The organism is Flexithrix dorotheae DSM 6795, from assembly GCF_000379765.1.
GTDB lineage: Bacteria > Bacteroidota > Bacteroidia > Cytophagales > Flammeovirgaceae > Flexithrix > Flexithrix dorotheae.
In genome coordinates this window covers 243,289-256,110 of record NZ_KB903487.1, presented here as the reverse complement: position 1 = coordinate 256,110, position 12,822 = coordinate 243,289, and the positions used below count along the sequence as shown (strand labels likewise).

Annotated in this window: 13 protein-coding genes; all 13 read right to left on the bottom strand. The window is 37.1% G+C overall.

Annotated features, from left to right (window positions below; all coding sequences use genetic code 11):
- Nucleotides 1-57 precede the first annotated feature (57 nt).
- Entirely contained in the window at nt 58-1,221 is a 1,164-nt protein-coding gene (locus A3EM_RS0134695) for a helix-turn-helix domain-containing protein (RefSeq protein ID WP_020532863.1), read from the bottom strand.
- 132 nt (nt 1,222-1,353) lie between these two features.
- Nucleotides 1,354-1,719: a group III truncated hemoglobin gene (locus tag A3EM_RS0134690; RefSeq protein ID WP_020532862.1), complete on the bottom strand. Its 366-nt coding sequence runs from the start codon at nt 1,717-1,719 to the stop codon at nt 1,354-1,356.
- Between the two features lie 134 nt (nt 1,720-1,853).
- Nucleotides 1,854-2,927, bottom strand: coding sequence for a hypothetical protein (locus tag A3EM_RS0134685; RefSeq protein WP_020532861.1), 1,074 nt, complete (start codon nt 2,925-2,927; stop codon nt 1,854-1,856).
- Between the two features lie 29 nt (nt 2,928-2,956).
- Nucleotides 2,957-3,283, bottom strand: coding sequence for a cupin domain-containing protein (locus tag A3EM_RS0134680; protein ID WP_026210763.1), 327 nt, complete (start codon nt 3,281-3,283; stop codon nt 2,957-2,959).
- Nucleotides 3,284-3,387: 104 nt separating this feature from the next.
- Entirely contained in the window at nt 3,388-4,170 is a 783-nt protein-coding gene (locus A3EM_RS0134675; protein ID WP_020532859.1) for an ABC transporter permease, read from the bottom strand.
- A gap of 27 nt (nt 4,171-4,197) precedes the next feature.
- The gene (locus A3EM_RS0134670; RefSeq protein WP_020532858.1) at nt 4,198-4,899 is read right to left on the bottom strand and encodes an ABC transporter ATP-binding protein; all 702 of its coding nucleotides are present in this window, start codon (nt 4,897-4,899) and stop codon (nt 4,198-4,200) included.
- A gap of 15 nt (nt 4,900-4,914) precedes the next feature.
- Nucleotides 4,915-6,183: a nitrous oxide reductase family maturation protein NosD gene (locus tag A3EM_RS0134665; RefSeq protein ID WP_020532857.1), complete on the bottom strand. Its 1,269-nt coding sequence runs from the start codon at nt 6,181-6,183 to the stop codon at nt 4,915-4,917.
- A gap of 4 nt (nt 6,184-6,187) precedes the next feature.
- On the bottom strand, nt 6,188-8,197 hold the full coding sequence (locus A3EM_RS0134660) for a TonB-dependent receptor (protein WP_020532856.1): 2,010 nt from the start codon (nt 8,195-8,197) through the stop codon (nt 6,188-6,190).
- Nucleotides 8,198-8,203: 6 nt separating this feature from the next.
- Entirely contained in the window at nt 8,204-9,025 is an 822-nt protein-coding gene (locus A3EM_RS0134655; protein WP_020532855.1) for a FixH family protein, read from the bottom strand.
- An 83-nt stretch (nt 9,026-9,108) separates the two neighbouring features.
- The gene (locus tag A3EM_RS46595; protein WP_020532854.1) at nt 9,109-9,489 is read right to left on the bottom strand and encodes a hypothetical protein; all 381 of its coding nucleotides are present in this window, start codon (nt 9,487-9,489) and stop codon (nt 9,109-9,111) included.
- The gene (locus A3EM_RS44575; RefSeq protein ID WP_020532853.1) at nt 9,489-9,965 is read right to left on the bottom strand and encodes a nitrous oxide reductase accessory protein NosL; all 477 of its coding nucleotides are present in this window, start codon (nt 9,963-9,965) and stop codon (nt 9,489-9,491) included. The genes A3EM_RS46595 and A3EM_RS44575 overlap by 1 nt, the downstream gene beginning before the upstream one ends.
- A 66-nt stretch (nt 9,966-10,031) precedes the next feature.
- Entirely contained in the window at nt 10,032-10,625 is a 594-nt protein-coding gene (locus A3EM_RS0134640) for a hypothetical protein (RefSeq protein WP_020532852.1), read from the bottom strand.
- A gap of 70 nt (nt 10,626-10,695) precedes the next feature.
- A complete protein-coding gene (gene nosZ, locus A3EM_RS0134635; protein WP_020532851.1) occupies nt 10,696-12,669 on the bottom strand; it encodes a Sec-dependent nitrous-oxide reductase in 1,974 nt (657 codons plus the stop codon).
- Nucleotides 12,670-12,822: the final 153 nt, after the last annotated feature.

The window sequence follows — 12,822 nt, the reverse complement described above, 5'->3', positions numbered from 1 at the left end:
ACTAACAAAAATTTACGGATGGCCTTTATTTATCAATTTTTTTAGGGATATAATTTTTTAGAATTTTTGCCCTTGTTCTTTTTCGTTTTTAAAATTTTCCCACAATAGCTTTTCCCTGTATTTTTTAGGAGAATATCCCGTATTTTTTTTAAATGAATTATAAAATGTCACTTTATTGTTAAAACCCGAAGCGTAAGCGATATCAATCAATTTCGCTCCCTTATAAAGTTGATGATCAAAAAGATTTATCGCATAATTCACCCTATTTTTATTTATAAATTCGGTAAAATTTAATCCGGTTTTCTGGTTAATCACCTGAGATAGCTGATGGGAAGAGACCCCTGTTTTTTCCGCAAGTTTTTTCAGGTTCAGGTCTCCATCCAGAAAAACCTCCTCTTCTTCAATTATTCTTTCAAGTTTTTTAATAATCTCATTCGAGGCACTTAGAGTCAATGTTGATTTTTTATACTTTTCTTGTTCAGTTTTTTGAGATTCCATTACCTGATCAAATATTTTAGGTTGCTGAAAACCCATATACCCAATCATAAATATGGACAGGCTCATCGTAATGGAAATGAAATAGTCATATTCCACTTTAAAAAATGGAAATTGTACCAACACAAAATAGGAAGCATAACTAAAAATGAATATTCCGAAAGAGGTCATTAAAATCTGAGCCCATTTATTTATAAGCCGATTCTCTTTACCAAATTTTTTAGCCTTCAGCACTTTTGCCAATAAAAACATATACACCATCATGTGAATCGTTTTCAAAAATGGAAGAAAGGCAAAATACCAAAAGGTGGGTTTTTCCTGAGTTACCACCAAAATTTTCTCTTCACCCGATTTGAAGTAAAAGGGAAGAAAAAATAAGGTGTATAAAATAAATGGCACAAAATGAATGGAGCTTTTTGGATACTCCGGTTTTTCCTCTCCAAATGTTGATTGGAAATAGAAAAATAAAAGTGGCCCAAAAAGAAAGGGAAAACCCGCAGTAATATTGATAATATGGGGAAAACTAAACTGATACTTAGTCCAAAAAGCCACATATTCCAATAGTGTGAGCGCAAATAGGAAAACAAAACTCCCCAAAAACAAATTCGCCTTACGATTTCCCCTTTTGAGGGTAAAAAGCATAAAACACAGAAAAAAGCCCTGAATGGAAGCAAATAGGAAAATAGTGGTCCAGGTATCGAGAGATGGGTTAATATCAGGCGGCATTTTCACTTTTTTATAAAAGATAGGGAAAAATACCACCTGTTACAAATATGCCATATCAGCTTTAAATTCTTTTCCGGGCAGGGTCTTCTCGTTTGAAAGGCCCTGTCGATTCTCACTTATCTGAATTATAAGCTAAACCCCTTTTATAGTTTCCATTTTAAATTGGAAAACCTTGGCAATACTCCTTGCCCGCATTTTGGCTTCTTCAGCTTTTTCTCCCTTAAAATTTTCATCCACAGTTTCACAAAAAAGGGCAATCCATTGTGCAAAATGAGTTCCATTGATATCCAGTGGAAGGTGTTTTGGAAAAGGCCTGCCTTTATAACTGGCTTTTCCAAACATCAAAGTCTCCCAAAACTTGTACATGGTGGGCAGATGCTCATCCCAGTTTTGGATTTTACTATTGAATACAGGTCCTAATAATTCATCTTTTCTAACTTTAAGATAGAAATTATTGACCATTGTTTTTATATCTGTATCTGTGGTGATGTCAGTCATTTTAGAATGATTTAAGTACCAGTACTTTTTTAATATTGAGTAACAACATCTCAATATCAATCTTTAATGGCAAATTATATATTAGTTATTTCTGTCTAACCACTTATTAATCGAAATTAAATTGAATCTTTTTTCTATTGCTTTACCAATACCCGCTTTTGCTTCCCAATTTCCCTTTTCATTAAAACCGGCATGGTAATAAAAAATGCCAGAATAACAATACCATTTACTATACCCGACCACTGCCTGAGTACGGGAGAACCCATAAAATCCGCCAGTACTCTTGTGATTATGGATAATTGCAAAACTACACCATAAACTACCAGAATGTTATGAAATGGCTTAAAAGGAAATCCCAGCACTCCCGGCAAAATAATAGGACCGTGGGCAAATACCATGGAAATCACGAAGCCAAGGAAAAAGGCGTGTAAAAAAGCATCGTACAAAAATGGATTGGTAAGTGAAACACTACACAGGAACACGCCACTTATCAATAACCAGAAATATCCTGAAATTAATAATGCTCCTGAATAGCGGTGGAGTCCCGGCTTTTTTACCGCTTTCATTGCCATATCGTACTGAAGTAACCAAAGAGCGGCTAATCCTAAAGAAATCCCTCCTAAATATCGCCCTGTGCCATGCCAGGGCAATACACAGCCTAAAATAAATAAGCCCAGAAAACCAAGGAATAAATATTTCTGATGATTGGGAACTGGCAAAAATTTACTCAACTCTAACCTTTCTCCACAAATGGTGAGTAAAAGAAAAGCAATCCACCAGGGAACGGCAAAAGGGTAAAGCGCTTTATTCACTAAAAATAAATTACCGACCAACCAGCAGACTGCCCCAGCCAGCATCACATATTGGTAAATTTCCGGTGATTTTTTAATGATTTGTGTATAAAGCAAACATAATCCCAGGCTACCAACAACTAATAAACTATAGGCGATATAGGTTTCCCCACGGAGCAAAAAAACTAAACTCAATCCATTCAGAAAGGGAATGATAAGGTAAAGTTTGTTTTTAAAAGTTACCGCCCTTTCCACACAGATTACCGTTCCCAGAAAACTACCTACCATCATGGCACCATGCTCTGCAATACCGGGAACGGGAATTTGCCAACCTATTCTCACCCAGCCAGTAATAATTCCAATCACCAAAGAAATCAGTACTAAAGGCATTACAAATATGATAGGTTTCTTAATCATTGAAGGAGCGATTTAAAGTGCTAAATGAATCAGTTTTTTATCATGGTTAAAAGCATTTTAAACTTTTCCGGAGCATTTACCGCATGTGGAATTTTGGCTGGAAGGATAATGGAATCTCCGGTTTTTAAATGATAGGGCTCTCCTGCTATGGAAATAATAGCCTCCCCTTCCAGTACCTGAATAAGAGCATCGAATGGCGCAGTGTGTTCACTTAAAAACTGTTCCTTATCAAAAGCAAAAAGGGTAATATTTCCATTTCCGGCTTTCAGAATTTTTTTGCTGCCAATGCCTTCTTCTATGTAGGTAATGTCATTTAGAAAGTTCTGGATTTTGCTTTTTTCGATTGTAGACTCCATGTGCTTTTTAGTTTTATTCAATAATTATTTAGAACAAAAATAAATAGCAACCACACCTTAGTTTATGATCCAAATCATAAGGCTAGTGAAATTTTAATTAAACTTCAGAAGTCCTTAGCATTTCCTTTCAATTTCAGTCCGTAAACCGGAATAAAAACCCATAATCCCAAGGCAAGAATGGTAATAGTCAATCCAGTGGCTGTTCCAAAAAAGTCCTGAAAAATTGCTCCGGTATAGCCCATTAAAGCAGAAATATCCAGCTTCAGCATGATAAAGATTCTGGACAAATCTATTGGATTAAAAACTGTCATGCCTAAAGCCAGTTTTTCTATAGGATAGGCTTCCAGCATAAGAAGGGAAAGCAGAAATAAGCCATCATAAATTACCGCCATGAACAGCCAGAACAGAATTGCCAACCCAAACCCTTTAATCTTATTTTCATTGAAAAGACCAATTAAAAAGGCTACTGCAGTGAATATAAAGGTGAGAAAAGAACCTGTGAGTATCAAAGAAAGGAAGTTCATAAATTGCCCGGAATCTTTTAAACCATAAAATAAAAATGGAATACCCATCCCAAGCAAAAAACTTACAGAAAGTGCCAGAGACAAGCCCAGGTATTGCCCTAAAAAAATAGAAGATCGTTTTACTGGCTGGGCTACCAATAGTTCTATAAAATCACGGGAATTATAAAAGTACATAATCCCGAATATGGTGCTGATGAGGGGAATCAGTATTAAAATAATATTCATTAAACTGATAATTGCCTTCAAAACATCTCCACCCAAAAACAAGAGTGTGCCTGCAATTAAAAGGTAAAAACCGAAATAGATGAAGGTCCAATGACTTCGTCCCAGATCATAAATGCTGTATTTTAATATCTTTATCATGAGTTCATTTTTTTTAAATGAATTGATTTAAACTTCTTCCAGAATTTCTGCGATTACGCCCTCTAGACCAATCTTTTTCACAGTTCCATTTAGTTCTGCCAGACTTTTTCGGAAATAGATTTTTCCTTCCAATATGTAAATGATTTCCTCTACCAGTTCTTCCACCACACTCATAATGTGTGTGGTAATCAGAATGGTTTTGCCTTTTGCCTGTTCTTCTTTTATTAATTTTTTGAGTTTGATCATGGCGATGGGATCCAAACCCACCGTAGGCTCATCCATGATAATAATGGGACTATCGAACATAAATGCCAATACCACATTTACTTTTTGCCGTGTACCTCCAGAAAGTGTTCTGAGCGATTTATCCAGAAATTTTTCTAGTCCAAACAGGCTAATTAAGGGTTCAGGATCTGATAGTGTTTTCCTTAAATCCTGAACCATTTTTATCAGTTCTTTTACTTTCAGGTTTTCGGGAAATCGGGCAATTTGTGGTAAATAACTGATTTCTTCCCTGTAAGTCCAATTGTTTTTAACCGAATTTCCATTCACCAGAATCTCTCCTTTTTGGGGTATTACCAAACCCAAAATACTTTTGATCATGGTCGTTTTCCCTGATCCATTCGGACCAAGAATCGCTACGGTTTTCCCTGAATCAATGGTAAGTTCAAGCCCTCTTAAAACATCGAGCTTACCAAATGACTTATGTAAATTATTAATTTGAATCATAGCAAAAATTTTATCTTAAAATGCACTCCTGTCTGCCGGTTTCATCAATGGTTGTTCGTCCATAAGCGTACTGGGCGTCATTACCGGCATTACTTTTTCGGCAAAATTTAACATATCAATAAATAAACTTCTGAGTAAAATAATGGAAGCCGGTACTCTGGTGATCACAAATGAAAATACTTTTACAGGACGATAAGGCTGATCCCCAATGCCATCTTTATCCAAATCATAGCCCGTATATTCACTCCAATAGTTTCTGGAAATTTTATTCGATTCAAAAGTTCTGGCATTGGTGGTGATATCAAATGTGTTAAAGAAAAAATTATTCCCTGTAAAAGTATTGTCCATACAACTGCCTAAAATTTTCATCGCCCAGCCATTGCTTTTAAAATCATTATTTTCAATTTTCATCCGGTTAGAGCCTTCCGCATAAATGCCCACCGTGTTTTCCTCAAAATAATTATTGGTGATTTCCCCATCAAAGATTTCCTTAAGCAATAGTCCATAGGAAGAAGTCCCCCAATTTTTGTAAAACTTGTTTTTTGTCATGGTGATAAACCGGGAAAACATGACCGCTACTCCTGCCCCATTATTTTGGAAAGTATTGCCGCTATAGGTATTATGGTTGGAAAACATAAAATGCAAACCGTAACGCAGGTTTCCTTCACTCACATTATCAGAAACTTTACTATTCTCCACAAACTCAAGATAAATACCATCTCTGTGGTTTTTCGCCAGATTTCCCTCAATTAAAATATCCCTGGCATACCATAAATGAATCGCATTTCCCGATGACATTTCCGCCACAGCTTCTCCAATCACTTCATTATTCCTGATCACACAATTATTGGAATGATTGAGATAAATTCCGAAAAAGGCATTCTGAATTTTATTATTTTCAATTACACAGCCTTTGTGCTCATAGACTTTTATTGCAGCCAAATCATCAATATAACTCACTCCCACATTTTTAACCACAAACCCGGAAATGGTAACACTATCATGAGCCACTGAAATAATTTCCTGATTGAGATTTTGTCCGTCAATTTCGGGAAAATTTTCTCCGTAGATGCTCAATTTCTTTTCAATTCTGATTCCCGTTTCTTTGTACACGCCATTTTTCACCACAATCTCATCACCACTTTTCGCCTTTTCAATGGCTTGTTTGATAGAACTCACTTTACAGTCAGGGCAAACCACAATGATATCCTGGGAAAAGGCACTCCCGGAAATCAACATTCCCCAAATAATGATCAGAACTTTTATTTTATTGAGCCTGTGCATACGCTTAAAAACTATAATTCAAACTCAGGTAAATATTTCTACCTGGTCTGGGAATATTCCCCCAATCCAAATGCTGATGATAATTTCGATCAAAAATATTTTCTATTCCTCCATTGATAGTAGTTGTACTTTTTTGATTTTTCAACTGAAAGGTTCCTCTCAGGTGAAATACTATATAAGAAGGTGTTTTATCCTCACCAAAATTTTCATCTATTCTATTTTGAGCCAGTCCCCATTCGGTTTCGGGCTGGATTTTAAATTTCTTGTTCCCAATTTTAAGCGCAGTAATATTTTTTAATGGGGGAATTAAAGGAAGCGGATTGCCATTGTGGTCATTTCCATAAGTAAAAGCAAAGGAAGAATTCATGTTCAACCAACTCACCGGCTTTGCCTGAAACTGCATTTCCCAACCGGATAAAGTGGCAAAAGGAATATTCTGGTAAATTTTTACGCCATTTGCCCCAATGGTCATCGGGCTAAGGGTTTCATCGGCAATTCCCATAATATAATCTTCAAATTGATAGAAAAAAGCTTTTCCCGTTACACTCCCCCATCCTTTAGTATAGGTAAAAGAACCTTCCAGTTTTCCGGCTTTCTCCAGTGCCAATTCAGGGTTTCCGATATAATCATATCCATCCTGACTATTGAATAAATAAAAACCAAACTGCTCACTTACAGTTGGTAACCTTTCTGCATAAGCCAGGGAAATTCCTGTATTCCAGTTTTCACCAATTTTCCAGTTCAGGTCTGAGGACAAAGATTTGGGCAATTCATAAAATGTTTTATCGGTATCGTACCCAAAAACCTCCAATTGTTTTTTACCAAAATCATCTATAATCTTAGAACTTGCTCCTTCAATTCTGGCATTTATGGTCAGGTCCAGTTTTTTATTTAGCGCAATAACCTCAGCAATAAATAAACCCAATACGGAACGATTCACCTCTGGCCAGGTAAGCATAAACATAGGATCTTCTCCGGGAGCATACATGGTCATTTCCGCTCTGGAAAGGTTCTGATAGCCATCTACTTTTACACTAAGCTGATGTTTCCCAATTTTTTTCAATTGCCCGTTCCAGTAAAAACCATAAGTATCACTTTTGCCTGGCATATCCATGTGCATGGCTACATCTGGTCTTTGGGTATCGTCCATGCTGTGGCGAATGGAATTGAGATAAAGCTTGGTTTCCATATTGTCCAGCCAGCCATTGGTAAAAAATTTTTGGTGAGCAACCGCAAATATTCTGGCTTTGGCAAACCCCACATCCATAGGCAAAGCCGGATAACCCACATTCCAGGCGTTGTCCATTAAAAAATCAATTTTCACCAATGCATAGGTAGCCAGTTTGTACTTGGCACTGAATGATAAATTGAATTTTTCATATTGAGAAAATGCCACTTTTTTCCCTCCGTCAGCGGTAAAATTTCCATGGTTTCTGTAGACAGAATTGATTCTATAAGCCCATTTTCCTTTGGAATGATTCAGTGAAAGCAGGCTATTCATTCCATTGGAAACACTGTGATAACCCACTCCAGCCATCCCCGACCAGGATTTATCCGCATTAAAAATGGGTTCTTTTATTTTCAGATTTAGATTTCCCCCAATGGAAGAACCGTGGAGATTGGGGAAATCCAGCGATAAACTATTCAGATTATTCGGTTCCACATAGGAAGTTACAGGGTCCATTTTGTCGGTGCAGGCTCCAAACATTCGCATGCCATCAATCGTCACATTTACCTGCCCACCAGACATTCCCCTAAAAGTAGGTTCCATGGCATAATTTCCCCTCCGCACTAAACTTACCCCTGAAGTCCTTTCCAAAATATCCTCAACAGACGCAAACTGATCTTTTTTATAAAAACTTAAGGGCTGAGTACTTGAAACTTCTTCTTCAATATAAATCTCATGCAGGGTAATTCCTTTCAGAGTATCCTGCAAATAAGGCAGGAGGTTTTGACCCTGAGTGGGGAAAACCAGCGTCAAAACAAGCAGGCTATATGTCAGAATAGTTTTCATATTTCCCTATTGAAAATTCACATCGAAATAAATATCCTCTTTTACCATCGCATCCTGTTGCTTAATTTTTAAATGAATTCTCCAAAGCCCTGTCATGGTGAAATTTACCTTGCCAGTGTACATCCCATTTCCTTCGTGCACCGGATTTACATTATTGGGTGAACCGTGATTCATGGTAGGCATTTCCGGCTCAATCTCTATTTCATAGTCAGTCACTGCGGGAAATTTCATTCCATCCTTTTTATTAATCATGATGGAAAAATCATTGATTCCCACTGTTGGCTTGTTGGGCATTGCCAGAGATACAAATAATTTGGTTTCATCATTTTCTGCTAAAAAAGAATGCATTACAGGATTTTCCGGAGCGGTAACGTCTATATCAAATTTCACCATTCCCGACTTACTTCCCTCGGCAATATCCAATTCCAGGGTCCAGCTTCCCATGTCTCCTCCGGGCATTACAAATACCACACTTCCTTCGTACAGGTTATTTTCAGTATTAATTTTTTCAGGATTGATATATGGCGAACTGTGGGACATGGTTGCCATTTTCATCATGGGCATTAGTTTAATATCTCCATTCTGAATCACATCACCACTTACAGAATCCAATAAGGCGATATAAAGCGGATTGTAACCCACTTCTAAACTTTTTGTAGTATAAACCTGAACTTTTATTCCGGCATTAGGCACATAATCTTCCAACTGCAAACTTAGTCCATATGTACTAATCACATTTGGATTAATATTTTCATCTTCGCTGCATGCTGAAAAAAGCAACAGCATTCCCATTAGTATTCCTACTATTCTATTCTGTTGAAATTCCATTTTTCTATTTAAGTTTTAATTCAAGAAATCTGTTTACAGAGCTGGTGCTCCACTTTCCCAGAGAATTTTGCACTGGATTAATATCAAGATTCCTGAATTTCGGGCGGGTGGAAATGGGAGAAGTATTGATCAGGATATTCGCCTATTTTATAAAGCGAATGATGACTGGTTTTTTCGATAGTAAGATTAAGATCAAAAGAACTGATATTAACAATGAATAAATTTTCAATACTTATTTCGGATAAGGGAGGCACGGTTTGTTCTCCTTTTTCTTCCTGATTGATCTGTAATGTTTTTTCAATATGGCATTTTCCCTCACAATGCAATTCCGGCTTATCCATATTTTCACAAAGAACAGTCACATAATATTCCTTATTGAGAAAATAATGAACCATTACTCCGGAAATTCTTATTTGCGGCAGGATTAAAAGCAGGGAAAGCAATATGGAAAATACGCATTTCATTATCTATCCTCAGAATTGGCATCGGAAAGAAGGGAGTCGGAGAATTGGTGGAAATTCTCCATTAACGACTCCCAGGTATAAACATCACCCCCATGATTATCCTTAAATTCGTTGGCTGTAACCGTATTGCTAAAAGCTGTAAGGAACATTCCCATAGGACTGGGAAGTGCTTTTGTCCTTAAAAAATTCATTCCCTCAATATTTTGGAGTGTTCCTGGAGCATTAAAACTTGTCGCCAGTAAATATTTTGTTTGTTGCTTTATTGATTCTTCTTCCTTATAAAAATGTATCAGGCATTCAACTGCATCGAATTTGTAGATTTTTCCTTTTTGAGTGACTAATTCAGCTCCATAGCGATTATCCACAATTTTCATTTTGCAATAATGACAGGCGTCCTGCCCATATCGAATTGGTTCAGGTTCTGCAGAGCAGCCGATAAGAATAATACTGACAATAAGGATGGCAAATGTTTTCATTTTAGTAAGGGTTTATGTAAAACTGATTCCTTTTAAAATCGAAATCAGTTCAATCTTAATTTTTACTTAGGCAAATGCTTTTGGAGCCTTCCTCTTTTTCCCAATAAAAAAACTCAGAAAACTCAGTACAATGGAAATTCCCATAAACAATGCACCAGTATGTGGATAAGATATGGCTTCAAAATTTAACAGCATTTTCGACCCAAATAAAGGCGGCTGGTAAGCCATTCCGGGAACTTTAATTGGTGCTTTATCACTCAGATCATGCCCGTAGTCGTATTCCCACAGGTAAAAATCATAAAGCCCCAGCACACATACCATGATTAAAATCAGAGAATAAACCAGATAAAATCTGTTGTTTTTAAAAAAGGAAAGTGCAAGTCCCAAAAGGCACAGACCTATAATTATATATGGAAAATAAGTAAGTTCGGGAATAGAATCCGGCTCTATATATTTCATCCCCACATAGTGATTAAGAATATTGATATTTTGTAGGGTATATTCAGAATCTCCGGTAATTTGATTTATCCAGATGTACATGGAAATTCCATCCGGGTATTGTGGCGCTTTAAGTGTAATTTTCCAGATGGGAAAAAGGAATAATACTAATAAGCTCAGGGAGGCAATCCACATTAAAATCCTTGGAAGGTAAGATTTCATAGCTTTAGTATTTTAGAATAAAACCTGCCCAAAATTTAGAACAGGCTTTATTCGCTTTACAGAGTAAACTTTATTGAACTGGTTGTTCGCCAACAGACCATTTCAATGGCACATTGGAATCTTTACCTGATACTCTGATATATCCCTGCATTTCCTGATGAAGTGCAGAACAGAAATCAGTACAATAGAACGGATAGACACCTTGCTTTTTAGGTTCCCAAAGCAGCGTTTCGGTTTGCCCTGGCATAATCAGCAACTCGGAGTTATTGGCCCCCAACACACTAAATCCATGAGGCACATCCCAGTCCTGTTCCAGGTTAGTGATGTGGAAATAAACTTTATCTCCTTCTTTTATTCCTTCAATATTGTCAGGAGCAAAGTGACTTCTGATGGTAGTGGCATAAACCCTCACCACATTTCCATCTCTCACCACTTTAGTTTCTTTTTCACTCTTCACAGCATGTGGGTGCTCGTTTTCATCCAGTTTGTAAATCTTTTTAGATTTCGATTTTACCAAATCTGCATGAATTCCCTGAGCATAGTGAGGTTCACCAATAGTTGGGAAATCGAGAATCAATTTCATTTTATCACCTGAAATATCATACAGCTGAGCAGAGTGATTCATTTCCGGACCAGTGGGTAGATACCGATCTTTGGTAATTTTATTCATAGCCACCATATATTTACCCCAAGGTTTTCTCGAATCTCCACCGGGAATCATTAAGTGACCAACAGAATAATAACATGGAACTCTGTCCAATACTTCCCATGTACCCAATTTCCATTTCACTACTTCTGAGGAAATAAAGAAAGTAGTATATGCATTTCCTTTTCCATCAAACTCAGTGTGTAATGGACCTAAACCACCTTCTTTTACAATCCCTGCCAAAACTTCTTCATATTTTAAGACCGGAATTCCATCTATCTCTTTTTCGAAAGCTTCATTTTCAATCGCTTTTATCATTTTATCAAATGAGTGAACCGACATATCAGCTGATAATTTACCATTCCCTACAATGTATTCTCCGGTTGGGTCAACATCCACTCCGTGAGGAGATTTTGGAGTTGGTAAGTAATAAATTAATCCCGGGCATTCATCAGGATGAAGTACTTTCACCGTTTTTATTTTTTCTGAAGTGGCTGAATGTGTTTTTTCATCATATACATTATGCACATATTCGGTAGGCATTTCCTTAAATTTCCCCTGAGCCAAATATTCTTCAGCTTTCTTCCAGTTTACAGCTGCAATAAAATCTTTGTCAAATTGAGAAGCATTTACTTCTTTTAAAGTATGGCTTTGCTCAGCATTGTAAGTAGAGAAAAACATCCAGCCATGAGATTTTCCTTTTCCGGCATGCGCCAAATCGTAGTCAAAACCTGGTACATAAATCTGGAAGGCAACTTCCATATGTCCGTGTTCAGGATCTACTTTTATGAAAGTTAAAGCGCCTTTAAAGTTTTCTTTGTAAGACTCTATTGGCACATCTTGTTGTGGGAAAGGCACACTAAACCTTGTTCCTGCTACTACATATTCAGTATTTTCTGTGGTAAAAGGAGAACTGTGGTTACCGCCACTATTGGGGATTTCGATAATTTCAGCAGTCTCAAAAGTGGATAAATCTATTCGGGCTACCCTTGGCGTATTATTTCCATTTATAAAAACCCAGCGTCCATCAGGTCCACCGTCAGTCTGGGAAAGTTCAGGGTGGTGAGCATCATCCCAGGGTATAAAACCATGAGAAGTTTCAAGCATTGGTTTTGTTTCTTCATTGAAACCATAAGCTTTTTCAGCATCCACAGAAAAAACAGGAATTACTTTTAAAAGTCTTCCTGAAGGAATACCATATACGCTAAGTTGTCCACTAAAACCTCCGGAGACAATTCCATAAAATTCATCATGATCTCCCGGTTTTACATAAACACTCGAAGCGGCATCATCTCCCCCAAGAGCCCCCCCTTGTGGAGTCTGATTGCTGGAACAATTGTAGAGCACCAGCCCGACAATAGCCACCAAAATTGAGATTATTGGGATTCTTTTATTCATTGTATTAATTATTAAGTAGTTGTTAAAAAGTAGTTGTGAATCATTTTTTCACCCTCGAATGAAAGCGAGGTGAATACCTTCGGTTTATATTAGCCAGGTAAGTAGCAGGACTTTTTTTATATTGGGCAAGCTCACCTCAATATCAATTAGTGG

Coding starts and splice junctions, on each gene's coding strand:
- A3EM_RS0134695 (WP_020532863.1), bottom strand. CDS start 1,221: ATGCCGCCTGATATTAACCCATCTCTCGATACCTGGACCACTATTTTC.
- A3EM_RS0134690 (WP_020532862.1), bottom strand. CDS start 1,719: ATGACTGACATCACCACAGATACAGATATAAAAACAATGGTCAATAAT.
- A3EM_RS0134685 (WP_020532861.1), bottom strand. CDS start 2,927: ATGATTAAGAAACCTATCATATTTGTAATGCCTTTAGTACTGATTTCT.
- A3EM_RS0134680 (WP_026210763.1), bottom strand. CDS start 3,283: ATGGAGTCTACAATCGAAAAAAGCAAAATCCAGAACTTTCTAAATGAC.
- A3EM_RS0134675 (WP_020532859.1), bottom strand. CDS start 4,170: ATGATAAAGATATTAAAATACAGCATTTATGATCTGGGACGAAGTCAT.
- A3EM_RS0134670 (WP_020532858.1), bottom strand. CDS start 4,899: ATGATTCAAATTAATAATTTACATAAGTCATTTGGTAAGCTCGATGTT.
- A3EM_RS0134665 (WP_020532857.1), bottom strand. CDS start 6,183: ATGCACAGGCTCAATAAAATAAAAGTTCTGATCATTATTTGGGGAATG.
- A3EM_RS0134660 (WP_020532856.1), bottom strand. CDS start 8,197: ATGAAAACTATTCTGACATATAGCCTGCTTGTTTTGACGCTGGTTTTC.
- A3EM_RS0134655 (WP_020532855.1), bottom strand. CDS start 9,025: ATGGAATTTCAACAGAATAGAATAGTAGGAATACTAATGGGAATGCTG.
- A3EM_RS46595 (WP_020532854.1), bottom strand. CDS start 9,489: ATGAAATGCGTATTTTCCATATTGCTTTCCCTGCTTTTAATCCTGCCG.
- A3EM_RS44575 (WP_020532853.1), bottom strand. CDS start 9,965: ATGAAAACATTTGCCATCCTTATTGTCAGTATTATTCTTATCGGCTGC.
- A3EM_RS0134640 (WP_020532852.1), bottom strand. CDS start 10,625: ATGAAATCTTACCTTCCAAGGATTTTAATGTGGATTGCCTCCCTGAGC.
- nosZ (WP_020532851.1), bottom strand. CDS start 12,669: ATGAATAAAAGAATCCCAATAATCTCAATTTTGGTGGCTATTGTCGGG.